The organism is Kitasatospora sp. NPDC001159 (assembly GCF_053598235.1).
The window spans coordinates 1-24155 of record NZ_JBSFJV010000112.1 but is presented as its reverse complement, the minus strand read 5'-3'; the positions used below and the strand labels follow the sequence as shown (position 1 = coordinate 24155).

Below are 24155 nucleotides of genomic sequence, written 5' to 3'. Positions count from 1 at the left end.
CAGCCTCCCCCCGCGAGGCTGCCCCGACCGGTGGGGGTATCCGGGACTCGGTGTCGGGCCACCGCGGCCGACCGGCCGGGGCCCGAACGAAGCGGCCGGAGCGGCGAAAGCGCACCGGCCAGAGAACTCTGCACCACGAACACATGACTGTTCGAGCATTCCGGGGGGTTGTGAGACACTTCCGTCCGTCTCAACGCCATGACCTGGGGTTTGAGACACCAGGCCGCTGAGGTTGGAGAAGGGGACACCGAACGGCCCGGGCCGGGCGCGCACCTCCTGCCCTGACCCCCGTGCCCCGTCTCGCGACCTTGGAGGGCCGCATTGGCTTCCGCCTGGAAAGAACTGCCCGAGGAGCTGCCCCAAACCGCCCGACAGCTGGCGGAGGAACTCCGGGCCATCAAGGACGCCGCCGGCCTCTCGCTGGCCGAGCTGGCCACCCGGACCCACTACAGCCGGGCCTCCTGGGAGCGCTGGCTGAACGGCAAGCGGGTGGTGACCGAGCAGGCGCTGGAGGCGCTGGTCGGGGCGGTGGAGTGCGACGCCGCGAAGCTGCGGCGACTGTGGCGGCTGACGGTGGAGCCCGCCGCGGAGCCGACGGCCGAGATGCTGGCCGCTGACGCGCCTTCCGCTGCCGCGCATCCCGTCGACGAGCCTCCCGTCGACGGGCCCGCGGCGGCCGATCCGGCCGGGGAGCCCACGGCCGACGAACTGATGAGCGACGGGCCGGCGGCCGAGCCGGCTGACGGGCCCGCCGTCCCCTGGTGGCGTCGGCCGGCCGCGCTGATCTCGGGTGCGTCGGTGCTGGCACTGCTGCTGGTGCTGGTCGGCCTGCGGGTCGCCCGGCACGACGGCCAGGCCTCGGCGGCCGGCGACCCGCCCCCGCCCGCCGTCCCCACCGCCCAGCCCGTCCCGTCCGAGGCCGCCTGCCAGGCCGTCGGCTGCGCCCACAAGGACCCCCAGAAGACCGGCTGCGGCAAGGACGCCCGGACACTGCAGACCCAGGTCATCGGCAAGGTCGTCGTCTACCTCCGCTACAGCCAGAAGTGCCAGGCCGCCTGGTCGGCGATCACCGAGGGCGAGCCCAAGGACTACGCGGTGATCACCGACAGCAACGGGGACAGCGAGACGGCCCTCATCCACTGGGGCTACGACAACCACTCGGCGATGCTGAACGCCGCGGACCCCGGGGTCGGCTTCCAGGTCTGCGGCTACCAGCCGGCCGGACACGACTGCACCGCGACCGTCGTCAACCTGGCCGCGGCGGTGGCCTCCACCCCGATCCCGATCGGTCCCCTCTCGCCGCCCCCGGGCACCGTGGCCCCGGCGACGCCGGGCGACTCGGCGAGCCCGGTCCAGCCGTCGGCCGCCGGTCCGGCCCAGGCCTCGCCGAGCCCGTCCGCGTCCGCGTCCGCGAACTAGTCCAGGTAGCCGCGGAGCTGCCCGGCGTAGGCGTGGTCGCGGAGCTTGACCAGGGTCTTGGACTCGATCTGGCGGATCCGTTCCCGCGTCACGCCGAACACCGCGCCGATCTCCTCCAGCGTGCGCGGGCGCCCGTCGTCCAGCCCGTAGCGGAGCTGGACGACCTGGCGCTCCCGCTCGCCGAGGGTGGCCAGCACCGCGTCCAGGTGCTGGCGCAGCAGCAGGAAGGTCGCGGACTCGGCGGGCGAGGCGGCGTCGGCGTCCTCGATCAGGTCGCCGAGCGCGACGTCGTCCTCCTCGCCGACCGGGGTGTGCAGCGAGATCGGCTCCTGGGCCAGCCGGAGCACCTCGCGCACCCGCTCCTCGGTGAGTTCCAGGGCGGTGGCGATGTCGGCCGCGGTCGGCTCCAGGCCGCGTTCCTGCAGCAGCGTGCGCTGGACCCGGACCACGCGGTTGATCAGCTCGACCACGTGCACCGGCACCCGGATCGTCCGGGCCTGGTCGGCCAGCGCCCGGCTCATCGCCTGCCGGATCCACCAGGTCGCGTAGGTGGAGAACTTGTAGCCGCGGGCGTAGTCGAACTTCTCCACCGCCCGGATCAGGCCGAGGTTGCCCTCCTGGATCAGGTCCAGCAGGGTCAGCCCGCGGCCGACGTAGCGTTTGGCGACGGACACCACCAGGCGCAGATTGGCCTCGATCAGGCGGCGCTTGGCGATCCGGCCGAGGACCACCAGGGTGTCCAGCTCTCGGGCCAGCGGGTCGGGCGGCGGCGGGTCGCCGTTCAGCCGCTCCTCGGCGAACAGGCCGGCCTCGATCCGGCGGGCCAGGTCGACTTCCTCGGCGGCGGTGAGGAGTCGGATCCGGCCGATTTCGCGCAGGTACTGGCGCAGCAGGTCGGCGGCCGGGCCGCCGGGCTCGGGCGACTCGGGCGGCTCGTCCTCGTCGTCGGGCTCGGGCTCGGGCTCGGGCTCGGGCCCGGCTTCCGGCTCCGGGGCGGGATCCGGGCTGTCGGGGTGGCCCTCCGGCAGGCCCTGGGCGGGGATCCGGGCGCCGTGCGGGGGCGCCGCCCCGGCCCGGCTGTGGTCCGTCTCCTGCTCCCCGGCCGGTTCGGCGGGTTCGGTTCGTCTGCTGGCGGTGGTCGCTGCGGCAAGGCCTTGGTCCACGGGCATCCCCTCGGGGCGGGCGCGACTCTGGCGGACCCGCGCTGTACGGAGGTGGGACGCCCTCCAGTGTGCGGTACGCCACACTCCGCGGCCGAGACTCGTGCGCCGACTTTCTGCGCAGCAGGCCCGGAAGGTCCTACAGCGCCGCGGCGCCCCGGCTGCGGAGCTGCTGCCCGTACTGCTGGAGCTGCCACAGCTCGGTCTGCACCGCGTGCAGCTGCTCGGCGTCGGCCCGGTGGCCGAGCCGCTGGAGGTAGGCGCGGACCTCGTTGACCCGCCGGTCCACGGCCAGCAGGCGCAGCTTGACCAGGAACTCCCCCGCGTAGACCGCGTCCGCCTTGCGGCGCGAGCGCACCGGCTCGACGGTCAGCTCGGTCACCAGCGAACGCACCTGGTCGTCCGGGGACGCCTCGCGCACCGCGCCGGTGAAGTCGGGCACGGTCGCCCCGTACGCGGCGCCGCCGGCCTTGGCGATGGCCTGCCGGACGGCGGTGTAGGGCGGGGTCGGGAACTCGTCGTCGCCGTAGTGGTCGAAGGCCGGGCTGACCAGGTCCGGGTGCTGGAGCGCCAGCTTGAGCAGCTCCCGCTCGACGAACTGGGCCGGGTCGCGCGGGTTCAGCCGGAAGGAGGGCTGCGCGGGGCGCTGCGGCTGGACCGGCTCGGGGCGGCGCTGGGCGGCCGCGCCGCGCGGGTTCTGCTGGCGCTCGCGGTCCCAGCGGGCCAGCTGGCCGACCCGGCGGACCACGAAGGGCTCGTCCAGGATGCCGAGCATGCCGGCCAGGCGGACGGCGTACTCGTGCTGGATCGAGCGGTCCTTGATCTTGGCGACGATCGGGGCCGCCTCCTCCAGGGCCGCCGAACGCCCCTCCGGGGTGTCCACCCGGTGCCGGGCCACCACCGAGTTCAGCGCGAACTCGAACAGCGGGACCGGGTTGTCGATCAGCTGCTTGACCGCCTCGTCGCCATGGGCCAGGCGCAGCTCACACGGGTCCATGCCGCCCGGGCTGACCGCGATGGAGGTCTTGGCGGCGAACTTCTGGTCGTCCTCGAAGGCGCGCAGGGCGGCCTTCTGGCCGGCCGCGTCGCCGTCGAAGGTGAAGACCGTCTCGCCCCGGTACTGCGAGGTGTCCATCAACAGTCGGCGGATGATCTTGATGTGGTCCTCGGCGAAGGCGGTGCCGCAGGTGGCCACCGCCGAGGTCACCCCGGCCAGGTGACAGGCCATCACGTCGGTGTAGCCCTCGACCACCACCGCGCGGCCCGACTTGGCGATCTCCTTCTTCGCCAGGTCGATGCCGTACAGCACGTGGGACTTCTTGTAGATCGGCGTCTCGGGGGTGTTCAGGTACTTCGGACCGTTGTCGTCCTCGCGCAGGCGACGGGCGCCGAAGCCGACCACCTCGCCCGCGATGTCCCGGATCGGCCAGACCAGCCGGCCCCGGAAGCGGTCGATCAGACCGCCGCGCTGGCCCTGCGAGGCCAGGCCGCCGAGAAGGATCTCCTTGTCGGTGAAACCCTTGCCGCGCAGGAAGCGGACCAGGTGCTCCCACCCCGCGGGGGCGTAGCCGACGCCGAAGGTCTTCGCGGCCCCCTCGTCGAAACCGCGCTCGGCCAGGAAGCGGCGGCCGATCTCCGCCTCCGGCGAGGCCAGCTGCTCCTGGTAGTAGGCGGCGGCCACCTTGTGCGCCTCGACCAGGCGGGTCCGCTCGCCCTGCTGGTGGCGGGGGCTGTAGCCGCCCTCCTCGTAGCGCAGGGTGATGCCGGCCTGGGCAGCCATCCGCTCGACGGCCTCGGCGAAGGTGAAGTGCTCGATCTTCATCAGGAAGGCGATGGTGTCGCCGTTCTCCTGGCAGCCGAAGCAGTGGAAGACGCCCTTGGCGGGGTTCACGTAGAAGGAGGCGGACTTCTCGTCGTGGAAGGGGCAGACGCCCTTGTACTCGCCGCCGCCACCGTTGGTCAGCTGTACGTAGTCGCCGACCACCGCGTCGATCGGCAGTGCGCTGCGCACTGCCTGTACGTCTTCGTCCCTGATCCGCCCGGCCACCCCGGAAGTCTACTGGGGCTGCCGGGCTTTCGAGCCGTGGTGCGCGGCCGGTGCCGCTTCCGCGCTCACGCCCAGGCGGCGCCGACGAGTTTGGCGTGCAGGGCCAGGGCCGAGGCGTCCGTCAGGGTGGCGATCTGGTCGATGACCGTGCGCAGGGCCGCGCGGTCGTCCTCGGCCTCGCGGTACATCGCCGCGAACACCGGGTCCAGCCCCTCGGGGGCACGCTGGGTCAGCACGTACGCCAGCTCGGCGATCACGATCCGCTGGCGGGCCCGCAGCTGGGCCTGCTCGTCGCGCTGCATGACGAAGCGCACGGCGACCGCCTTGAGCACCGCGCACTCCAGCCGGACGCCCCTCGGCACCACCAGCTCGGCGGCGTAGCGGGTGAGCCGGCCCGGGCCGTAGCGGGCGCGGGTGGCCTGCTCGGCGGCCAGGCAGAAGCGGCCGATCAGCTGGCTGGTGAGGTCCTTGAGCCCGGCGCGGGCGCGCGCCGTGCCGTCGTAGCCGTTCGGCCACCAGTCCTGGGCGAGCAGCCGGTCGAGGGCGGCGGCCAGCTCCTCCGGCTCGGCGTCCGGGGCGTAGCGCTCCGCGACCTTGAACAGCTCGGCGCGCTCGCTCGGGGCACGCAGCGCGGCCGGGTCGATGTGGCCGGCCTGGAGACCGTCCTCGACGTCGTGGGTGGAGTAGGCCACGTCGTCGGACCAGTCCATCACGGTGGCCTCGAAGCACTTGCGCCCGGCCGGGGAGCCGGCCCGCAGCCAGCGGAAGACCGGCAGGTCGTCGGCGTAGACGCCGTACTTGGGCGAAGCCGGGTCGGTGGGGTGGGCGCCCTTCGTCCACGGGTACTTGGTGGCGGCGTCCAGGGCTGCCCTGGTCAGGTTGAGGCCGACGCTGCGGCCGGGCCAGGGGGCGAGCCGGGCAGCGGGCTGGTCCTCCGGCGGCGCGAAGCGCTTGGGTTCGAGCCGGGTGAGGATGCGCAGCGACTGGGCGTTGCCCTCGAAACCGCCGCAGGCCTCGGCGGCCTGGTCGAGGGCCTCCTCGCCGGTGTGCCCGAAGGGCGGGTGGCCGATGTCGTGGGCCAGGCAGCCGGTCTCCACCAAGTCCGGGTCGCAGCCCAGGGCGGCGCCCAACTCCCGCCCGACCTGGGCGCATTCGAGCGAGTGGGTGAGCCGGGTGCGCGGGAAGTCGCTGCGCATCGGGGCGACCACCTGGGTGGTGCCGGCCAGCCGGCGCAGCGCCGCCGAGTGCAGCACCCGGGCGCGGTCGCGCTGGAACGCCGTACGGCCGGGGCGCTTGTCCGGTTCGGGGAGCCAGCGGGCCTCGGCGGCGTGGTCGTACGGGAGCGGGGCGGCGAGGCGGTGCGTGCTGTCGTCCATATCAAGCTCACCGTACGCCGCGCCCCCGACACGCGGGGAGTGCCGCGCGCGAAGGGGTACGGGCCGGGGCGTGAATGGTGGGCGGCGCGCGGGTGTCCGCCCCCGCGGATCGCTCGCACCCGGACGGCCCGGTTCCGGGGCCGCCCGCGGGCGCGGTCAGCCCCGGACGGCCTTCAGCACTGCGGCGGCCAGCGCCTCCTGCCCCCTGGCATTGGGGTGCACCGGCGCCAGCCCCCGGGTCGGGAAGGGCGGCTCGACCCAGCGGGCGTCCTCCCCCGCGCACATGTCGTGCCCGGCCGAGGGGCCCGCGGTGTCCACGAACACCGCCCCGGCGGCCTCCGCCCGCTTCTTGAGCATCCCGTTGAGCTGCTGCTCCTTCTCCACCAGGAAGCCGAGGTCCGACGGCGCGACCGCCCGGCCGAGCACCGGCGCGCAGCGCGCCGGGTCGGCCGGGAGCAGCGCCGGGTAGCCGACCACGTAGACCCGGGCCTGCGGGGAGCGCCGCCTGATCTCCTGGAGGATCTGGGACACCTGCTCTCCGGTCGCGTCCACCCGGGCCTGGAGCTGGTCGTTGCCACCGGAGGAGTAGTGCTCCCGGCAGGGCGCGTCCGCGCGGTCGTCGCCGACCAGGCCCTTCACCGCGTCCACCAGGTTCTCCTTGGCGCACTCGGTGACGACCTGCATGAAGCCCGCGTCGTTGCCGCCGATCCCGACGGTGACCAGCCGGGTGGCCGGGGTCAGCGCGTCCAGCTGGGCCGGGTTGGGCCCGCCGTCGGTCTTCTGCGGGGCCCGCAGGTCCCCGGTGCGGGCGCCGCTGCAGCTGACGTCGCGGAACTGCGCGGGTGCCAGGTCGAGCGCCTTCGCCACCAGGGCGGGGTAGTTGACCCCGGAGCGGAAGCAGCCGCTCGGCTCGCCGACCTGCGGGGCGATCTTCATCCCGGCCGTGTACGAGTCGCCGAGCGCCACGTAGGGGCCGGTGGGGGTCGGCGTGGGGGTCGGGGTCGCCTCGGCGGCCGCCCGGCCTGGCAGCGCGCCCGCGAAGCCCGCCCCCGAACCGTCCGAACCGCCCCCACCGCTGCATCCGGCCAGTAGCAGGGCGGCCAGCCCGGCCGTCACGGCGACGGTCGGGCGTGTGGTCCTCGGCATGGCGTCCCCCCGGGGGTACGAGTCACAGGCTCCGTACGGCGGCCCGTCCCCCGGGCACCTCAGGGTCCAACGTACCGGCGGCGCCGATGACTCCCGGCCGGGAGGACCTACTCCGCGCCGCCGTTACTCCGCGCCGCGCTCGTGCTCGGCGAGGAACTCCTCGAAGCGCCGCCCCAGCTCGTCCGCCGAGGGCAGGTCGACCGGCTCGGCTAGCAGGCTCTCCCGGCCCTCCGCGCCCGCGACCGCGTCGTACTGGCCCTCCATGCTGCGGATCGCCGAACGCAGCTCGCCGTCGCCCTGGGCCAGCTGCTCCTCGATGTCGGCGTAGACCTCGCCGACCCGCTCGCGCAGCTGCTGGCCGGGCAGCACCAGGCCGGTGGCGGACTGCACCGCCTCCAGGATCAGCACGGCGGCGGCCGGGTAGGCCGAACGGGCCACGTAGTGCGGGACGTGCACGGCGAAGCCCAGCACGTCGTGCCCGGCCTCGGCGAGCCGGTACTCCAGCAGCGCCTGGGCGCTGCCGGGGACCTGTGCCTGCTCGAACCACTGCGGGTAGCCCGGGGCGAGGTCGAGCCGGTTGCCGTGCGGCGTCAGGCCGACCGGGCGGGTGTGCGGCACGCCCATCGGGATGCCGTGGAAGTCCAGGGCGAGACGGACCTCGAATCGGTCGACCAGCTCGCGGACGGCGCGCGCGAAACGCTCCCACTCGACGTCCGGCTCAGGGCCGCTGAGCAGCAGGAACGGCGCGCCGGCGGCGTCGCGGACCAGCTGGAGCAGGATCTCCGGCGGGTCGTAGGACGTCCACTGGTCGCGGTCGAAGACCATCGCGGGGCGGCGGGCCCGGTAGTCGACCAGGCGGTCGTGGTCGAAACGGGCCACCACCTGCGGCGATCCCGTCTCCAGCAGGTGGGCCACCACCTGGCCGCCGGCCTCCCCGGCGTCCATGAAGCCCTCGAAGTGGTGGAGCAGCACCAGGCCGGCTCCGGTGTCGCGCAGCTCCGCGGTGGCTGCGGCCACCGCGGCCACGCCCTGCTGATCCAGCTCGTACAGCGCCTGGAAGTCACGCACCGCGCACCCATCCCCGTTCTCTGCTCGTCCCGGTCCGCCCGGCTTCTCGTCCTCTCCAGCGTGCCGGGCGGCGCCGGAATTCCCGCTGCGGCGAACGGCCCGTCGGACGACCGGGCGGACCGCCCGGTCGACCGCCCGTCGGGCGGCTCGCCCGAGGCCGCCGCCGACCGCTCCGGACCATGATCGCACCCGAAGGAAAAGCCCCTGGTCACGGGTGCGCAGAGGGCCGTTCCGGGGCGCTCCGGGTCGGCCCGCGCCGCCATTCGCGTGCCGCGAAGTGACGCATTGCCTTCTGACGGGTATCGTCCTCTCGCTGCCTCGCATCGTCGCGTCGTCGTCACGTCGTCCGTAACGCCGTCGATCACGACCCGGATCGGTGCTCGGGCAGCCACCCACGACGCACCTTGCCTTCACCTGGCCGCCTGCTTCCCTTCGCGCACTCGTTTCCTTCTCGGCCATTTCGCGGACGCACACTGTCCCCTCGCACTTCCCGCCGGACCGGTCCGAGGACCCGTGTCCGTTCCGGCACCCTGCGCCGCCCGTTCCGGGCCGCCGCCCCCCGCCCCGCCCGACCGGAATCCTCCGGCGTACACGGGTACCCGGAGGGCGGTAACCGGAGCGGGGCGAGTCCACCGCACCCCGTGCCGCACCCCGGCGCGGGAGGCACCCTACGACCGATGAAGGACCGAAGGTTCCGTGCCCGTACCTGTCATCCTCACCGGCCGCACCGTGCGGCTGGAGCCCCTCGCCGCGCACCACGCCGAGGCCATCGCCACGGCCGGCGCCGAGGACCGTACGACCTACGCCTTCACCCCCGTCCCGCACGGCCTGGAAGCCGCCCGCGACTACATCGCGCGGGCGCTCGCCGACCAGGCAGCGGGCCGGTCGCTGCCGTTCGCGACGGTGAACGTCGCCGACGGCCGGGTGGTCGGCTCCACCCGGTTCCTGGAACTCGACTACTGGCAGGGCCCGATGGTCTGGCCGCCGGTGCCCGGCGTGCCGTTCGGCGATCCGGAGACGGCCGTCCCGGACGCGGCCGAGATCGGCAACACCTGGCTCTCGCCGCGTGCCCAGGGCACCGGCATCAACACCGAGGCCAAGCTGCTGATGCTGCGGCACGCCTTCGAGACCTGGGGCGTGCAGCGGATCTCGCTGCGCGCGGATGCCCGCAACCTGCGCTCGCGGGCCGCGATCGAGCGGCTCGGCGCGACCTCCGAGGGCGTCCGCCGGGCGCACTCGCGCGGGCTGGACGGGGTGGTGCGCTCGACCGCGTTCTACTCGATCCTGGACTCCGAGTGGCCTGCCGTCCGGGACATCATCGAGCTGCGGATCGCCGCCGCCACCTCGCCGAGCGCCCCGGATCCGGCGATCAACCAGGAGTGCCTTAGACAAGGCGGCAGCGGCGCCGGGCAGCTGATGATCACGGCCTGAGCGGCCACCGTTCGCCGGTGGCGGCGGTCTTCAGGATCCAGGCGAGGACCGCCGCGCCGTGGGGGTCCTCAGGCAGTACCGGCCAACGGTTGTGGCTCGTCTCGGCAATCGCCGAGACCGGCCGCCAGCCGCCGCGGACCCGGGTGACCGCAACCTCCCAGACCGGATGGCCGTCCTTCGGGCGGCAGACCCTGACCGAACCACCGTGGGTGTGCACCGCCCAGCGGTGGTCCAGCGCGTCCGTGTGCCTCCCGGCCCGGATGCGCTGCCACTGCTCGTCGGTCCACTCCACGTCGGGGACGGGATGCCGGCGCGGAACCAGCATGTCCGCGCGGCCCCGGCCACCGGTGATGCCACCCGGTTCCGGGAACGCCCAGGCCGGGAGCGGTTCGCGGGCAGCCATCCAGGCTGCGGGGATGCCGACGGTACCGGTGCAGGCGGCGACCACCCCGCCGGTGATCGCGGCCACGGTGTCCATGTCGCCTCCCGCCGCGATCGCCTCCCACACGGCCGCCCGGTAGTCGGTCAGCCGTCGGGCGGCGCACCACAGGGCGTACGGGACGGTGTCGGCGGCGGAGGTCCGGCTGCCGTTGCCGAGCACCTTGGCGGCGACCAGCGGGTCCGGCTCGGCGAGCAGGGCGATCGCCTCGGACAGGCCGTCGTGGACGGCGCCCAGCGGGGTGTGGTGGAGGACCCGCCCCAGGAAGCTGCTCGGGGTCATCCTGACGCCCCTCCCCACCTGGGCCGCGAAGGCGGCGGCCACCGCGACGGCGATCGCGCCGTCGACGGCTTGCGGATGGGTGTGGGTGATCAGCGCGGACTCGACGGCCGGGCGGATCGCCTTCGTCGGGTCATCGGCGTACGCCGCCCCCAGCGGGGCGACCCGCATCGCGGCGCCGTTGCCGTACGAGCCCTGGCCGTCGAAGAGTTCGGCGGCCAGCGCCTCGGCGTCGCCGCCCTCGCGGATCAGCCGGAGCAACCGGTTGGCGGCCGGGCCGTAGCCGCGGTCGAAGTCGTGGCGGCGGGCGAAGGCGTGGGTGAGGTCGAAGGTGTCGATCGCGCCGCGTTCGCGGTGGGCGGCGTACACCGAGCAGGCCATCTCGGTGTCGTCGGTCCACGGCCAGGGGCCGGGCGGTTCGGTGCGGGGGGCGAAGTGGGCCCGGGCGGTTTCCGGGACGAAGAACTGGGCGCCGAGGGCGTCACCGACGGAGAGGCCGTTGAGCGCGTCGAGCGCGGGGCCGTTGGGTTCGGTCATCATGTGGGCCCAAGCTCAGCCGCTGGACCGCCGCTTCGTCAACACCATTGCGCCGACGCCCCCGACACCTCCGATCCGGGCGGGCAGCACTCGGGGCATGACCCGCGCGAACCCCCTCGACCCCGTCGTCCTGCTCGGCGCCGACCAGCAGCACATCGCCACCCGGGCGCAACTGCGCCAGCTCGGCGTGCCCTCCGGCACCATCGCCCACCGGCTGCGGCCGGGTGGGCCCTGGCAACAGGTGCTGCCGCGGGTGATCTGTTTGCACAGCGGTAGGTTGACGGTCCATCAGAAGCTGCGGGCGGCCCTGGCGTACGCGAGCCCGAAGGCGTGGCCCCGGTGCTGCCCGAGCTGACCGCCCTGGTCACCACCGGCCCGCACGGTCCGCACGGCCGGATCAGCTGGCGTCGGGCGCGGTGAACCCTCCCGCCGCCGAGGCGTGTCGCGCCCCGGCCGCCTCGGCGGCGGCGACGATCCGCCGCAGTTCGGCGAGATGGGCGTCGAGGGCGGCACGGCCCGCACGGGTGGCGGCGAGCCAGGTGCGCGGACGCTTGCCGACGTAGCCCTTCTTGACGGCCAGGTAGCCGGCCTCTTCGAGGGCGGTCGCGGCCTTGCTGAGGACGGAGTCTGAGACCTCGCAGTGGTCCCGGACGGCGCCGAACTCGGCCTCCCGGCAGGCACCGAGGAAGCCGGCCACCGAGGAACAGCCGCTCAGCAGCGGGGGTCGATCTCCTGGAAGGTCGCGTAGTGGTCCGGGGACCAGTACTGCTCGCCCGAGCCGCCGGTGACGACCCGACGGGTGCCGCGGTCGTTGGAGCCCGGGGTGACCACGGTGAACTCGTGGTAGTAGCCGTCGGCCTTCTTCGGCAGGCGGCTCTCGCGGTTCTCGAAGACGATGCCGTCGCGGTTGTACGGGTAGGGGCCGTTCTTGGCGATCAGGGCGAGGGTGTCCTGGGCCTGGCTGGGGAGCTTGGTGCGGCAGACGTCGGCCAGCGCGGGGTCGGCGGGGACCCAGCTGCCGCCGGGGGCGGGGGTGCCGCCGCCGGACGGCGGGGAGGGCTTGGGGGCCGAGGGCTTCGCCGCGGTGGTGGCGGCGCTCGCGGCGGCCTTGGGGTGGCTGCTGCCGCCCTTGCCGGCGAGCAGGTAGCCGGCTCCGGCGAGGACCGCCAGGATCAGGACGGCCACGACGACGAGAGGGCTCTTGCTTCTGGTCATGCGGTCCAGCTTGGCAGGCGACGGCGGCCCACCTGGCCGGCCACACACGTGGCCGAGGCCGCACCGGGTGCCGCAACCGGTGCCGCGCGCGGCCGTGCGCAGACGTACGGCCGGACGGGGACGGACGCCGTTGTCCGTCCCCGCCCGGCCGTGTTACGTACGCCGGTTCTCCTGCGCCGAGCTCCGGTGTACGCCCTCCCGACGGGAGGGTGAGCGGTCAGTCGTACCCGCGCTTGAGTAGGGGATGCCTACCCTCTCAGCGCGAGTCGCTGCCCGCCGACTCGATGGCGGCGCGGCCGGCCTCCAGGCGCGCCACCGGGATCCGGAAGGGGGAGCAGGAGACGTAGTCCAGCCCCACCTCGTGGAAGAAGTGGACCGAGTCCGGGTCGCCGCCGTGCTCGCCGCAGACGCCGAGCTTGAGGTCGGGGCGGGTGGCCCGGCCGGCCTCGACGGCGTGCCTGACCAGCGAGCCGACGCCGTCGCGGTCGATGGTCTCGAACGGGGAGACCCCGAAGATGCCCTTCTCCAGGTAAGCGGTGAAGAACGAGGCCTCCACGTCGTCCCGGGAGAAGCCCCAGACGGTCTGGGTCAGGTCGTTGGTGCCGAAGGAGAAGAACTCGGCGGCCTCGGCGATCTGACCGGCGGTCACCGCGGCGCGCGGCAGCTCGATCATGGTGCCGAGCTTGATGTCCAGGTGGACGCCGGTGGACTGGGCGACCTCGGCGAGCACCCGCTCGCACTCGTCGCGGACCAGCTCCAGCTCCTGGACGGTGCCGACCAGCGGGATCATCACCTCGGGGCGCGGGTCCCCGCCGGCCAGCTTGCGCTCGGCGGCGGCCTCGGCGATGGCACGGACCTGCATGCCGAACAGGCCGGGGATGACCAGGCCGAGGCGCACGCCGCGCAGGCCGAGCATCGGGTTCTGCTCGTGCAGCTTGTGCACCGCCTGGAGCAGGCGCAGGTCGTTCTCGTTCGGGTCCTTGCGGGCCTCGGCGAGGGCGACGCGCACCGACAGCTCGGTGATGTCCGGCAGGAACTCGTGCAGCGGCGGGTCGAGCAGGCGGACGGTGACCGGCAGGCCGTCCATCGCCTGGAAGAGCTCCAGGAAGTCGCCCTTCTGCAGCGGCAGCAGGGTCGAGAGGGCGAGCTCGCGGTCCTTGTCGTTGTCCGCGAGGATCAGGTGCTCGACCTCCTTGCGGCGCTCCTCACCGAGGAACATGTGCTCGGTGCGGCACAGGCCGATGCCCTGGGCGCCGTAGCGGCGGGCGCGCGAGCCGTCCTCGGCGTTGTCGGCGTTGGCGCGCACGGCCAGGCGGCGGCGGCCGTCGGCGTGCGACATCAGCCGGTGGACGGCCTGGACCAGCCCGCCCTGGACGTCGGCGCCGGCGTGCAGGGTGCCCTCGAAGTACTCGACCACGGGGGACGGCAGGACCGGCACCTCGCCGATGTAGACCTTGCCCGTGGCGCCGTCGATCGAGACGACGTCGCCCTCGTGGACCACCAGGCCGTCGGAGGTGGTGAACTTGCGGGCCTTGGTGTCGACCTCCAGCTCCTCGGCGCCGCAGACACAGGTCTTGCCCATGCCGCGGGCGACGACGGCGGCGTGCGAGGTCTTGCCACCGCGCGAGGTGAGGATGCCCTCGGCGGCGATCATGCCGTCCAGGTCGTCCGGGTTGGTCTCGCGGCGGACCAGGATGACCTTCTCGCCGGAGCGGGACCACTTGACGGCGGTGTAGGAGTCGAAGACGACCTTGCCGATCGCGGCGCCCGGCGAGGCGGCGAGGCCCCAGGCGATCTGCTTGGACTCGGCGGTCGGGGCGAAGCGCGGGAACATCAGCTGGGCCAGCTGGCCGCCGGTGACCCGCATCAGGGCCTCGTCCAGGTCGATCAGGCCCTGGTCGACCAGCTGGACGGCAATCCGGAAGGCGGCCGCGGCGGTGCGCTTGCCGACCCGGGTCTGCAGCATCCAGAGCTTGCCGCGCTCGATGGTGAACTCGATGTCGCAGAGGTCGCGGTAGTGGTTCTCGAGCTTCTGCATGATCGCCATCAGCTCGTCGTACGACTTCTTGTCGAGCTTCTCCAGCTCGGACAGCTGCAGCGTGTTGCGGATGCCGGCGACGACGTCCTCGCCCTGGGCGTTGGACAGGTAGTCGCCGTAGACGCCCTGGGCACCGGTGGAGGGGTCACGGGTGAAGGCGACGCCGGTGCCGGAGTCCTCGCCGAGGTTGCCGAAGACCATGGTGCAGACGTTGACCGCGGTGCCGAGGTCATTCGGGATGCGCTCCTGGCGGCGGTACAGCCGGGCGCGGTCGCCGTTCCAGGAGTGGAAGACGGCGTGGACGGCGAGGTCCATCTGCTCGCGCGGGTCCTGCGGGAAGGCCCGGCCGGTCTCGCGCTCGACGATGCCCTTGAACACCTCGACCAGTTCCCGGAGGTCGGAAGCGTCCAGGTCCAGGTCGTTGACGGTGCCCTTGGCGTGCTTGGCCTCGTCCAGTGCCTCCTCGAACAGCTCGCCGTCGACGCCCAGCACGGTCTTGCCGAACATCTGGACCAGGCGGCGGTAGGAGTCCCAGGCGAAGCGCTCGTTGCCGGACTGGGTGACGAGGCCGACCACCGAGGCGTCCGAGAGGCCGATGTTCAGGACGGTGTCCATCATGCCGGGCATGGAGAACTTCGCGCCGGAGCGCACCGAGACGAGGAGCGGGTTGTCGGCCTGGCCGAGCTTCTTGCCCATCTCCTGCTCGAGGGCGTCCAGGTGGGCGCTGATCTCCTCGTGCAGCGAGGCCGGCTCGCTACCGGTCTCCAGGAAGACCTTGCAGGCCTCGGTGGTGATGGTGAACCCCGGAGGGACCGGGAGGCCCAGGTTGGTCATCTCGGCCAGGTTCGCGCCCTTGCCACCAAGAAGATCCTTGAGGTCCTTGTTTCCTTCGGTGAAGGAGTAAACAAACTTCTGCTGGGACGGCACGGGTCGGTCTCCTCGTACGCGGTTGCCCTGACGCCGGAGAACATACCCATTTCGAAGGCACTTCTCTGCCCTGAATAGGCCACACGAGGCCGGTACCCGGGGGTAACCCGCTAGATCGAATGCGCATAAAGGCGTTCACCTATGTTGGTGAAATCGTCCGCCTGACGCTAGCCAGCCTTCAAGTCTTGAACACAACGAAACCTGAAGATCGCCCGATTCGGACGCTGGGTAGCAGTCGTGCGTCCGTCGCGTTGCCCCGCCTTGATTTCCTGCACCCGGATCGCCCGATCGACGCCCAGCCGGCTTCGGGAAGCGATTCACAGTCGACCTGTCCATTTCGTCCACTGACCTACCGTCAGTCGCCACCGCATGTGGCAAGCGTCACCAGCACATCTCACGGGTCGAACGTAGAACGCCTCCGCCGATCGTCGCACTCCGTCCAGAATTGTGCCCGCTCAGTGACATTCGGGCGCCGAAAAGGAGCCCTCCTGTCCGGAATGGACAAGAGGGCCGGGACCAACTGGCAAGCGGGCCGAGAAGAGCCATTTCGCCACTACGGACAGATCATCCGCCGGAGGTGTCCGATTCGGCGTCCGCGCCCGGCCGGGCGCAGTCGTACGGATCGTCCAACCAGCCCTCCGGCAGGACCACCCGGTTGTTGCCGCTGGTGCGCCCGCGCGGGCCGTCCGCGCCGATCGGCCAGGACTGGGTCTGCTCCACCTGGGCCAGGGTTTCGGCCAGACCGGCCAACGAGGAGGCGCCCGCGAGCTTCACCCGCAGCTCCGAGCCGACCGAGAAGCCCTTGGTGTACCAGGCGACGTGCTTACGGAAGTCGATCACACCGCGCGCCTCGTCCCCCAGCCACTCGCCGAGCAGCTGCGCGTGGCGCACCATCGCCCGGGCGACGTAGCCGAAGTCGGGGCGGGCGTAGTCCACGTCGCCCTCGAAGATCGAGACCAGGTCCCTGAACAGCCACGGCCGGCCCAGGCAGCCGCGGCCGACCACGACGCCGTCGCAGCCGGTCTCGCGCATCATCCGCAGCGCGTCGTCGGCCGACCAGATGTCCCCGTTGCCCAGCACCGGGATGTGCGCCGGGACGGACTCCCGCAGCCGGGCGATCGCCGACCAGTCGGCCGTCCCGCCGTAGTGCTGGGCGGCGGTGCGCCCGTGCAGGGCGATCGCGGCCACGCCCTCCTCGGCGCCGATCCGGCCGGCGTCCAGGTAGGTGAGGTGGTCGTCGTCGATGCCCTTGCGCATCTTCATGGTCACCGGCAGGCCGCCCGCGTTGGCCACCGCCTCGCGCAGGATCTCGCGCAGCAGGTTGCGCTTGTACGGCAGCGCCGAGCCGCCGCCCTTGCGGGTGACCTTGGGGACGGGGCAGCCGAAGTTGAGGTCGATGTGGTCGGCCAGGCCCTCGTCCGAGATCATCCGGGCGGCCTTGCCGACGGTCACCGGGTCCACCCCGTACAGCTGGATCGAGCGCGGTTTCTCGCTCGGGTCGAACTTGATCAGCTGCATGGTCTTGGCGTTGCGCTCGACCAGCGCCCGGGTGGTGATCATCTCCGAGACGTACAGGCCCTTGCCCCCGCTCTGCTCGCGGCAGAGGGTGCGGAACGGCGCGTTGGTGATGCCGGCCATCGGCGCCAGCACGACGGGCGGCCACACCTGGATCGGGCCGATATCCAGCGGCGCGAACTCGGTCTCGGGCGCGGTGGGTGCGGGCGTGGCTGTCATGCGCGGCTGACCTCGGGTAGGGGGACGGGACTCTCCATTGTCCCCCACCCGGGTGAGCGGCCTCTTCCCATACAGGGGGGCGCCTGTGGAAGGCGCCCCCCTACTGCGCAGGACTGATCGTGACCGAGCCGGAGGCGACCTGGGCGTGGACGCTGTTCCGGCTGTTGGAGTCCGCGAGGGCCGGATCGATCTGACCGCTGCCGCTGCCGATGTCGGTGGAGAAGGTGTAGCCGCTGTCCTTCTTCGGCAGGACCATGTTCACCGAGCCGGAGACGGCCCGGGCGTCCACCTCGTGCGGTGCCTTGGCGAAGGTCAGCTCCACCGAGCCCGAGGTGGTCCGCGCGTCCACCTTCTGCGCGCTCAGGTTGGTGCCCTGCACCAGCCCCGAGGTGGCACGTGCCCACACCTCGCCGGAGGTGTCCACCAGCAGCAGCTCGCCGGAGGTCAGCTCCATCCGTACGCTCCCGCTCAGGCCCTCCACATAGACCGAGCCGGAGCCCACCGACCCGGTCACCTCGGTCGCGGCGGGCACCTCCAGCTCGATCTCGGCACCGCAGCCGAAGTCCGCGAACGGCATGACCTGCCGGCAGTGCATGCCGACGGTGAGCACGTCGCCGTCGAAGGTGGTGGACACCACCGGCTTGCGCACCATCCAGTCCAGCCGCTGGTGGACCACCACATGGCCCTCCCGGCCCGGGTGCACCCGCACCTGGGCGCCGCCGGTCTCCAGCCTGACCTGGTGGATCACGTGGTCGTACGGCTTGGTGGTGCTGGTCCGCTGCTGCGCCACGATCGACCAGGTCTGCAGCCCCGCGGCGAGCATCACCAGGACGACCGCGAGCGTCCCGGTGACCCGCCAGGCCTTCGCCTTGCCCACGGCTACCCGACCTCCAGGAACCGCAGCACCGCCATCACCCGGCGGTGGCTGTCGTCGGCCGGCGGGAGGTCCAGCTTGGTGAAGATCGAGTTGATGTGCTTGGCCACCGCGCTGTCGCTGACCACCAAGGAGGCCGCGATGGCCGCGTTGGAGCGGCCCTCCGCCATCAGGGAGAGCACGTCCCGCTCGCGCGGGGTCAGCTTCTCCAGCGGGTCCCGGTGGCGGCGCACCAGCAGCTGGGCCACCACCTCCGGGTCCAACGCGGTACCGCCCTCGGCGACCCGCTGCAGCGCGTCCACGAAGTCGTCCACATTGGCCACCCGCTGCTTGAGCAGGTAGCCGACACCGCTGGTGTTGGTCGCCAGCAGGTCGGCCGCGTAGCGCTCCTCCACGTACTGGGAGAGCAGCAGCACGGCGACCTCCGGCCACTGCTGCCGGATCACCATCGCGGCCTTGACGCCCTCGTCGGTGAAGCCCGGGGGCATCCGGACGTCCGCGACCACCACCTGGGGGCGGTGCTCCTCGACGGCGGCCAGCAGTTCGACGGCGTCCCCGACGGCGGCCACGACCTCGAAGCCCACCGCCTCCAGGACCTTGACCAGGCCGACCCTGAGCAGGACCGAGTCCTCGGCGATCACAGCGCGCACGGCAACTCCACGGTGATGGTGGTGGGGCCCCCGAGGGGGCTGAGAACGGACAGCGTGCCGTCGACCGAGGCGGCGCGCTTGCGCAGACCGGTGAGCCCGGTGCCGCGCGAGGGGTCCGCACCGCCCACGCCGTCGTCGCTGATGACCAGGCGCAGCCGGCCGCCGGCCGTCCGCACCGACACCTCGACCTGCTTGGCGCGGGCGTGCTTGGCCACGTTGGTGAGCGCCTCGGAGACGGTGAAGTAGGCGACCGCCTCGACGGTCGGGGCGATCGGGGCGGACAGGTCGACGTCCAGGCGCACCGGCAGCGGAGCGCGGGCGGCGATGCCGGACAGCGCCGCGTCCAGGCCGCGGTCCTCCAGGACGGCCGGGTGCAGGCCGCGGACCAGGTCGCGCAGCTCGTCGATGGCGGCCTGGGCCTCCTCGTGCGCGTCCACGATCACCTGCATCACCTCGGGCGGGACGTCCTTGAGGGTGCGCCGGGCCAGGCCCAGGTTCATCGCCAGGGAGGTGAGGCGCTGCTGGGCGCCGTCGTGCAGGTCGCGCTCGATCCGGCGGCGCTCGGCGTCCACCGCGTCGACCAGCCCGGCCCGGCTCTCCGCGATCTCCTCGACGCGCTGCTCCAGCTGCTCCGCCCGGTTGGGGCCGAGCAGCAGCTGCGCCGCGCGGACCTCCAGCCAGGCCGTCAGCGCCGCCAGCCAGGGGGCCGCGGCCAGCAGCAGCACCCCTGCCAGGGTGAGCAGGACGTCGTACCCGGCCAGTTCCGAGCGCAGCGAGGTGCCGACCGGCATCAGCCAGATCCAGGCGTACACGGTGGCCAGCACCAGGCCGGCGCCCCAGGCGTACAGCACCACGACCGAGCCCAGCGCGAGCACCGGGCCGGCCGCCAGGTGGTAGACGGTCTGGCGCCAGGTCAGCACCAGGCGCAGCCGGCCCAGCAGCCAGGTCGGCGCGTCGCCGGGGCGCGGCGGCGGCACCTCCACCCCGTACAGGGCGCGCAGCCGCCCGCGCTGGGCGGCGGTCAGCGGACGGGCGCACAGCAGCACGACCGAGAGGACGGGGAAGAGCAGCTTGGACTCGGTGACGGCCAGCCAGACCGGCAGCGCCATGGGTATTCCGGCCGCTATGAAGCGGGTGTCCCGCCAGACCTCGGCCGACCACGGCGGGCGGCGAAGGCTCCTGACGAGCGCTCGGCGCAACGTGGTGGAGGGCATGGCCGACAGCGTAGGGCCCGGTGATCAAGGACTGCCATGAAGGGGGGTGCCCGATGGGGGTGTAGCTAGCTACACCCCCGATTCGGTGTGGGGCACCACCGACAGGAGGCCCCACCGCACGGAAGGCTTGGAGGCATGACGAGCACTGCACCGCACTCCGCCACTCCGCCGCACGGGCGGCCCGTCCCCGGGAACCACGGGGGTGTTCCCGGGGGCGCGCTCCACCCGGCGTCGGGGCCGGAGGGGACGCTGCCGGCCGGGGCCGGGCCCTGGTCCGTCCGCAGCGTCGGGTCCGGCCGCGGCCGGGCCGCGCTGGAGCTGTACCAGTACGGCGAGTTGGCCGACGTCCTGGTCGCCGCCCGGCTCACGCCGCAGCTGGTGCGCGGCGCCCGGCGCAGCCCGTCCACCGGGAACCGCTCGCACGCGTTCGCCTGGGGGCGGCTGCCGGCCGACGGCGCGGTGCCCTCGGTGGTGTTCACGGCCGGGCGGCGGCTGTTCCGTACGGTCCGCGCGACCGCGGTGGCCGAGGTGGTCACGGTGGCCGGGAGCTTCTGGCTCGCCTGGGCCGAGGGGCCGTTCGACGCGGTGCTGGTCGAGCACCCGGCGGGCGGGCCGGCCGAGCGGCTGCCGCTGGAGCGGGTGCGGGTGCGGGAGCGTCAGGTCGTCTCGGTCGGGGGTGCAGCATGAGCATCGCGGTCATCTCCACCGGCGCCCCGGCGTACGTCCTGCTGGAGCGCTTCGGGCGGGTGCCCCGGATGGCGGCCGTCGCGCTGCTGCCCTGGCTGATGGTCCTGGCCGTCAACCACGAGACCCCGTGGGTGGTGCTCGACCTGCTGGAGTTCGCCGGCCTGCTCTCGCTGGACGCGCTGCTGCTCCGGCGCAGCACCGCCGCGTTGCGGGCGGGCGCGGCGGTGGCCCTGCTGCTCGCCGGGGACGCGCTGGTCGACATCACCTTCGCGGGGCCGGGGCACGCGGTGCTGGCCGCGCTGGTGATGGCGTTCTGCGTCGAACTGCCGCTGGCGGTGGTGTGCCTGCTGCTCGGGCGGGAGGCGATACGGGCCTAGCTAGAGCCGATACGGGCCTAGCTAGAGCGTGGTGGGCAGCTTGTCCATCAGCGCCCGGGTCTCCTCGTCCAGCGGGGTGTAGCTGACGATGCGGGTCCCGAGCCGGGGGCTGAGCCAGAAGTTGGTGTACTCGCAGCGCAGCAGGCCCACGCCCGGCACCTGGAAGCGCTTGATCCCGTTGCCCGGCCGCATCACCTCGTGCCGCTGCCACTCCTCCTCGAAGTCCGGCGACGCCTTGCGCACCCGGGCCAGCAGTGCCTTCCAGGCCGGTTCGGCGGAATGGTCGGCCATCGCGGCGCGGAACCGGGCCACCATGCCGAGGCGCTCGGTCCGGTAGTCGATCAGGACCTCACGGAAGTGCGAGTCGGTGAACGCCAGCCACATCACGTTCCGGTCCTCGGGGGGCAGCTCGTCCAGTCTGCCGACAATGCCGGTGTACTGCGCGTTGTACGCCAGCACGTCGTAGCGGGCGTTGAGCACCACGGCCGGGTACGGCGCCAGCTGGTCCAGCACCAGCCGGACGCTCGGGGTCACCGAGGGGCAGTCCTGGATCGGCGCCGGGTCCTCCGCGCCGGCCAGGGTGAACAGGTGCGCCCGCTCGCTCGGGTCCAGCAGCAGCGCCCGGGCCACCGCGTCCAGCACCTGGGTGGACACCTGGATGTCCCGGCCCTGCTCCAGCCACGTGTACCAGGTCACCCCCACGGCGGCGAGCTGCGCGACCTCCTCGCGGCGCAGCCCCGGAGTGCGGCGGCGGCCGGTCATCGGCAGGCCCACCTGCTCGGGCGCGATGCGCTCCCGGCGGCTGCGCAGGAACGCCGCCAGGTCGTGTCGGCGGGCGTCGTCGGGAGTACTGCGGTGCGGCGCGACCGAGCCGGGACGGGCTTGCGCAACCGGGGTCATCAGGCTCATGGTCCCAGCATGCGGCAGTCCGCAGCCTGTTGCCAGGTACTTCTTATACCTGGATAACCACACTCTGGTACCAGGGTATGGCGAGGCGGATCGTATGACCCGTGACTCAACAACTCGCCGTCGCCCCGGCCCCGACCCGGAGCACCACCGCAGCCGCTCCCCACACCCCCTCGTCAGGCACCGCAGGGCCTTCCCTCGGCACCGCAGGGCTGGTCACCGTCCTGCTCGGGGCCTTCCTGCCGATGCTCGACTTCTTCATCGTCAACGTCGCCCTGCCCACCATCGACAAGGACCTGGCCGCCGGACCCGCCGTCCTGGAGCTGGTCGCGGCCGGCTACGGCATCGCCTTCGCCGTCCTGCTCGTCCTCGGCGGGCGGCTCGGCGACATCTTCGGCCGCCGCCGGCTCTTCGTCGCCGGCGCCGCCGCCTTCGCGCTCACCTCGCTGGCCTGCGGCCTCGCGCCCGACGCGTGGTCGCTGGTCGCCGCCCGGGCCGCCCAGGGCGCCTCGTCCGCGCTGCTGATCCCCCAGGTGCTCGGCACCATCACCGCCGCCACCGACGGCGCCCGGCGCGGCCGCGCGCTCAGCGTCTACGGCGCGGTCGGCGGGATCTCCGTGGTGATCGGCCAGGTGCTCGGCGGGATGCTGGTCGCCGCCGACCTGTTCGGCACCGGCTGGCGCTCGGTCTTCCTGCTGAACGTGCCGTTCGCCCTGCTCGCCGTGGTGCTGGCCGTCCGGTACGTGCCGGAGAGCAAGGCCGTCCAGGCCGCCCGGGTCGACGTGCCCGGCACCGTCCTGCTCACCGCCACCCTGCTGGCCCTGCTCATCCCGCTGATGGAGGGCCGCGCGGCCGGCTGGCCGCTCTGGTCCTGGCTGATGCTCGCCCTGTTCCCGGTCCTGGCCGTCACCTTCGCCCTGGTCGAGCGCCGGGCCGAGCAGCGCGGGGCCACCCCGCTGGTGCCGCCGAGCCTGCTGCGCATCCCCGAGATGCGGCGCGGCCTCGGCATCGCGCTCCCCTACTTCGCGGGCTTCGGCGGCTTCATGTTCAACATCGCCGTCGCCATCCAGCAGGGCCTCCACCTCGGCGTGATCGCGGCCGGCTGGGCGCTCGTCCCGATGGCCGTCGGCTACTTCTGCGCCTCGCTGGCCGGCCCGCGCCTGATCGGCCGCTGGGGCAGCCGGGTGCTCAGCGCCGGCGCCGTCATCCAGGCCGCCGGCCTCGCCACCCTCGCGCTGACCATCCTCGCCGACTGGTCGCACTTCTCACCGCTGCGGATGGCCCCCGGCGTCGCCCTCGCGGGCATCGGGCAGGGCCTGATCGGCACCCCGCTGTTCCGGGTCGTCCTCTCCAAGGTGCCCGCCGCCCGGGCCGGCGTCGGCAGCGGCGTCCTCGCCACCAGCCAGCAGTCCAGCCTCGCCCTCGGCGTCGCCACCCTCGGCACCCTCTACCTGTCCCTCTCCCCCACCCTCGGCATGGACCGGGCGCTCGCCCTGTGCCTGGGCATCCAGTTGCTGGGGTCCTTCACCATCCTGTACCTGACCACCCGCCTGCCCCGCACCATCGGCTGAGCCCGGCGGGCCCCGCGGGGCCCCGGGCGACGGCTCACGGCCTCGCGATCGGTAGTCCACCGATCGCGAGGCCGTTCTGTGTGCTGCCACCCGTTCTGTGATCGACCGGCACCTGCGCGCACTCACCCTCACCGCCTGCGGGCTCCTCGCCGTCGCCGCCCCGGCCGGCGTCCGCCCGACGGCACGGTTTTCCCGAGAGGAGGTGACGCTCGTTCGCGTGAAACCGACGCACGTCTATCGCAATCGCCGCACGAACAGTCCTACCGTGAGTCGTATGACAGCCAGAGTTCCCATCCGGCAGCTCCAGCAACACGCCAGCGAGTTGATCGACCGGGTCGCGGCCGGCGAACGCGTCGAGATCACCCGCAATGGACGGTTGATCGCCGTGCTGACACCGCCCGACCCCGAGCAGCGAGTGTTGGAGGACCTCGTGCGCGACGGCACCATCGACCCGGAGAACGCTGCCACCGCGCGTGGCCTGGCCGACTGGACCCCGCCAACGATCGACATCGAGCTCCCGTCGGCCACCGAAGCCCTCCACGCGATGCGCGAGGAAGAAGACCGTTGATCTACCTCGACTCCTGCGCGATCCTCAAGCTCCTGGTCCCGGAGGCCGAATCCTCCGCGCTGCGCACGTTCCTCTCCTCGCACGGCTCCGAGGGACATGCGACCAGCACGCTGGCCCAAGTCGAGGTCCCGCGCGCGCTCATCAGGATCGGCGCGCCACCGCAACTACTGGATGCTGCGGCGGACCTCCTCGGCCGCATGCTCCGCGTCCGGCTCTCCGACCCGATCCTCCGGGCCGCCAGCCGGTTCCCCGCCCAGCATCTGCGCACGCTCGACGCCATTCACCTCGCCAGTGCCGAGCACCTGGAACACGCGCTCACCGCCTTCGTCACGTACGACAAGCGCCTTGGCGACGCGGCCGACGGACGCGACCTTCCGGTCACCTCGCCGGGGGGGGGGGGGGGGCGACGGACCCGCCGCCCCCCAGGATATCCCCCCCCCACCCCCCACCAAAACGGGAGTCGCCAGGACGACCCCACCACACCAGCACAGG

22 protein-coding genes are annotated in these 24155 nt (G+C 73.0%); 8 read left to right on the top strand and 14 right to left on the bottom strand.

The annotated features are described in order from the left end of the window. Positions 1-321 precede the first annotated feature (321 nt). Positions 322-1419 (top strand): helix-turn-helix domain-containing protein, encoded by a 1098-nt coding sequence (locus ACWC9T_RS35290; protein WP_449825137.1) that lies wholly within the window; start codon positions 322-324, stop codon positions 1417-1419. Here ACWC9T_RS35290 and ACWC9T_RS35285 read toward each other — a convergent pair. From ACWC9T_RS35285 to ACWC9T_RS35265, 5 genes are all read right to left on the bottom strand, one after another. After that, positions 1416-2588 carry an RNA polymerase sigma factor gene (locus tag ACWC9T_RS35285; protein WP_449825136.1) on the bottom strand — a complete coding sequence of 391 codons (1173 nt, stop codon included), beginning with the start codon at positions 2586-2588 and terminating at the stop codon, positions 1416-1418. The genes ACWC9T_RS35290 and ACWC9T_RS35285 overlap by 4 nt on opposite strands. Positions 2589-2718: 130 nt before the next feature. Next, positions 2719-4626 carry a DNA primase gene (gene dnaG, locus ACWC9T_RS35280; RefSeq protein WP_449825135.1) on the bottom strand — a complete coding sequence of 636 codons (1908 nt, stop codon included), beginning with the start codon at positions 4624-4626 and terminating at the stop codon, positions 2719-2721. 65 nt (positions 4627-4691) lie between these two features. Beyond that, on the bottom strand, positions 4692-6002 hold the full coding sequence (locus tag ACWC9T_RS35275) for a deoxyguanosinetriphosphate triphosphohydrolase (RefSeq protein WP_449825134.1): 1311 nt from the start codon (positions 6000-6002) through the stop codon (positions 4692-4694). A 156-nt stretch (positions 6003-6158) separates the two neighbouring features. Beyond that, on the bottom strand, positions 6159-7148 hold the full coding sequence (locus tag ACWC9T_RS35270; RefSeq protein WP_449825133.1) for an SGNH/GDSL hydrolase family protein: 990 nt from the start codon (positions 7146-7148) through the stop codon (positions 6159-6161). Positions 7149-7271: 123 nt separating this feature from the next. Next, complete coding sequence (locus tag ACWC9T_RS35265) at positions 7272-8216, bottom strand: PAC2 family protein (protein ID WP_449825132.1); 945 nt, start codon at positions 8214-8216, stop codon at positions 7272-7274. Positions 8217-8912: 696 nt separating this feature from the next. On the opposite strand from ACWC9T_RS35265, the gene ACWC9T_RS35260 reads away from it, so the two are divergent. Further along, on the top strand, positions 8913-9647 hold the full coding sequence (locus ACWC9T_RS35260) for a GNAT family N-acetyltransferase (protein ID WP_355669436.1): 735 nt from the start codon (positions 8913-8915) through the stop codon (positions 9645-9647). On the opposite strand, the gene ACWC9T_RS35255 is transcribed toward ACWC9T_RS35260, so the two are convergent. Then, positions 9637-10905 (bottom strand): ADP-ribosylglycohydrolase family protein, encoded by a 1269-nt coding sequence (locus tag ACWC9T_RS35255; RefSeq protein ID WP_449825131.1) that lies wholly within the window; start codon positions 10903-10905, stop codon positions 9637-9639. The two genes, ACWC9T_RS35260 and ACWC9T_RS35255, sit on opposite strands and share 11 nt — an antisense overlap. A gap of 94 nt (positions 10906-10999) precedes the next feature. On the opposite strand from ACWC9T_RS35255, the gene ACWC9T_RS35250 reads away from it, so the two are divergent. Continuing rightward, positions 11000-11257 (top strand): hypothetical protein, encoded by a 258-nt coding sequence (locus tag ACWC9T_RS35250; RefSeq protein ID WP_449825130.1) that lies wholly within the window; start codon positions 11000-11002, stop codon positions 11255-11257. Positions 11258-11299: 42 nt separating this feature from the next. On the opposite strand, the gene ACWC9T_RS35245 is transcribed toward ACWC9T_RS35250, so the two are convergent. The 7 genes from ACWC9T_RS35245 to ACWC9T_RS35215 form a co-directional block, all read right to left on the bottom strand. Next, the gene (locus ACWC9T_RS35245) at positions 11300-11599 is read right to left on the bottom strand and encodes a transcriptional regulator (protein ID WP_449825129.1); all 300 of its coding nucleotides are present in this window, start codon (positions 11597-11599) and stop codon (positions 11300-11302) included. A 14-nt stretch (positions 11600-11613) separates the two neighbouring features. Beyond that, a complete protein-coding gene (locus ACWC9T_RS35240) occupies positions 11614-12117 on the bottom strand; it encodes a ribonuclease (RefSeq protein WP_449825128.1) in 504 nt (167 codons plus the stop codon). 256 nt (positions 12118-12373) lie between these two features. Continuing rightward, positions 12374-15082, bottom strand: a complete 2709-nt coding sequence (ppdK, locus tag ACWC9T_RS35235; protein WP_449825127.1) for a pyruvate, phosphate dikinase — start codon at positions 15080-15082, stop codon at positions 12374-12376. Between the two features lie 564 nt (positions 15083-15646). Beyond that, positions 15647-16816 carry a tRNA dihydrouridine synthase DusB gene (gene dusB / locus ACWC9T_RS35230; RefSeq protein ID WP_449825126.1) on the bottom strand — a complete coding sequence of 390 codons (1170 nt, stop codon included), beginning with the start codon at positions 16814-16816 and terminating at the stop codon, positions 15647-15649. 100 nt (positions 16817-16916) lie between these two features. Continuing rightward, complete coding sequence (locus ACWC9T_RS35225; RefSeq protein ID WP_449825125.1) at positions 16917-17693, bottom strand: DUF4097 family beta strand repeat-containing protein; 777 nt, start codon at positions 17691-17693, stop codon at positions 16917-16919. A gap of 2 nt (positions 17694-17695) precedes the next feature. Then, positions 17696-18340: a response regulator gene (locus tag ACWC9T_RS35220; RefSeq protein ID WP_449825124.1), complete on the bottom strand. Its 645-nt coding sequence runs from the start codon at positions 18338-18340 to the stop codon at positions 17696-17698. Then, positions 18328-19554, bottom strand: a complete 1227-nt coding sequence (locus ACWC9T_RS35215; protein ID WP_449825123.1) for a histidine kinase — start codon at positions 19552-19554, stop codon at positions 18328-18330. Before ACWC9T_RS35215 ends, ACWC9T_RS35220 begins: the two co-directional genes overlap by 13 nt. Positions 19555-19689: 135 nt before the next feature. On the opposite strand from ACWC9T_RS35215, the gene ACWC9T_RS35210 reads away from it, so the two are divergent. Both ACWC9T_RS35210 and ACWC9T_RS35205 read left to right on the top strand, forming a co-directional pair. Next, a complete protein-coding gene (locus ACWC9T_RS35210; RefSeq protein WP_449825122.1) occupies positions 19690-20241 on the top strand; it encodes a hypothetical protein in 552 nt (183 codons plus the stop codon). Continuing rightward, the gene (locus ACWC9T_RS35205; RefSeq protein ID WP_449825121.1) at positions 20238-20618 is read left to right on the top strand and encodes a hypothetical protein; all 381 of its coding nucleotides are present in this window, start codon (positions 20238-20240) and stop codon (positions 20616-20618) included. The genes ACWC9T_RS35210 and ACWC9T_RS35205 overlap by 4 nt, the downstream gene beginning before the upstream one ends. Before the next feature lie 21 nt (positions 20619-20639). Here the strand turns inward: ACWC9T_RS35205 and ACWC9T_RS35200 are convergent, their stop codons facing one another. After that, a complete protein-coding gene (locus ACWC9T_RS35200) occupies positions 20640-21518 on the bottom strand; it encodes a helix-turn-helix transcriptional regulator (RefSeq protein WP_449825138.1) in 879 nt (292 codons plus the stop codon). Positions 21519-21628: 110 nt separating this feature from the next. Here ACWC9T_RS35200 and ACWC9T_RS35195 point away from each other — a divergent pair, with 110 nt between their 5' ends. The 3 genes from ACWC9T_RS35195 to ACWC9T_RS35185 form a co-directional block, all read left to right on the top strand. Next, complete coding sequence (locus tag ACWC9T_RS35195; protein WP_449825120.1) at positions 21629-23095, top strand: MFS transporter; 1467 nt, start codon at positions 21629-21631, stop codon at positions 23093-23095. Positions 23096-23192: 97 nt separating this feature from the next. Then, positions 23193-23663: a type II toxin-antitoxin system Phd/YefM family antitoxin gene (locus tag ACWC9T_RS35190; protein ID WP_449825119.1), complete on the top strand. Its 471-nt coding sequence runs from the start codon at positions 23193-23195 to the stop codon at positions 23661-23663. Continuing rightward, the coding region (locus tag ACWC9T_RS35185) for a type II toxin-antitoxin system VapC family toxin (RefSeq protein ID WP_449825118.1) at positions 23660-24155 on the top strand (496 nt) is incomplete at its 3' end. The genes ACWC9T_RS35190 and ACWC9T_RS35185, both read left to right, overlap by 4 nt.

What these genes read in the sequence shown, in the direction of transcription:
- ACWC9T_RS35250 (WP_449825130.1), top strand. Translation starts at nt 11,000, where the DNA reads ATGACCCGCGCGAACCCCCTCGACCCCGTCGTCCTGCTCGGCGCCGAC.
- ACWC9T_RS35270 (WP_449825133.1), bottom strand. Translation starts at nt 7,148, where the DNA reads ATGCCGAGGACCACACGCCCGACCGTCGCCGTGACGGCCGGGCTGGCC.
- ACWC9T_RS35275 (WP_449825134.1), bottom strand. Translation starts at nt 6,002, where the DNA reads ATGGACGACAGCACGCACCGCCTCGCCGCCCCGCTCCCGTACGACCAC.
- ACWC9T_RS35285 (WP_449825136.1), bottom strand. Translation starts at nt 2,588, where the DNA reads ATGCCCGTGGACCAAGGCCTTGCCGCAGCGACCACCGCCAGCAGACGA.
- ACWC9T_RS35255 (WP_449825131.1), bottom strand. Translation starts at nt 10,905, where the DNA reads ATGATGACCGAACCCAACGGCCCCGCGCTCGACGCGCTCAACGGCCTC.
- ACWC9T_RS35215 (WP_449825123.1), bottom strand. Translation starts at nt 19,554, where the DNA reads ATGCCCTCCACCACGTTGCGCCGAGCGCTCGTCAGGAGCCTTCGCCGC.
- ACWC9T_RS35200 (WP_449825138.1), bottom strand. Translation starts at nt 21,518, where the DNA reads ATGACCCCGGTTGCGCAAGCCCGTCCCGGCTCGGTCGCGCCGCACCGC.
- ACWC9T_RS35240 (WP_449825128.1), bottom strand. Translation starts at nt 12,117, where the DNA reads ATGACCAGAAGCAAGAGCCCTCTCGTCGTCGTGGCCGTCCTGATCCTG.
- ACWC9T_RS35210 (WP_449825122.1), top strand. Translation starts at nt 19,690, where the DNA reads ATGACGAGCACTGCACCGCACTCCGCCACTCCGCCGCACGGGCGGCCC.
- dusB (WP_449825126.1), bottom strand. Translation starts at nt 16,816, where the DNA reads ATGACAGCCACGCCCGCACCCACCGCGCCCGAGACCGAGTTCGCGCCG.
- ACWC9T_RS35205 (WP_449825121.1), top strand. Translation starts at nt 20,238, where the DNA reads ATGAGCATCGCGGTCATCTCCACCGGCGCCCCGGCGTACGTCCTGCTG.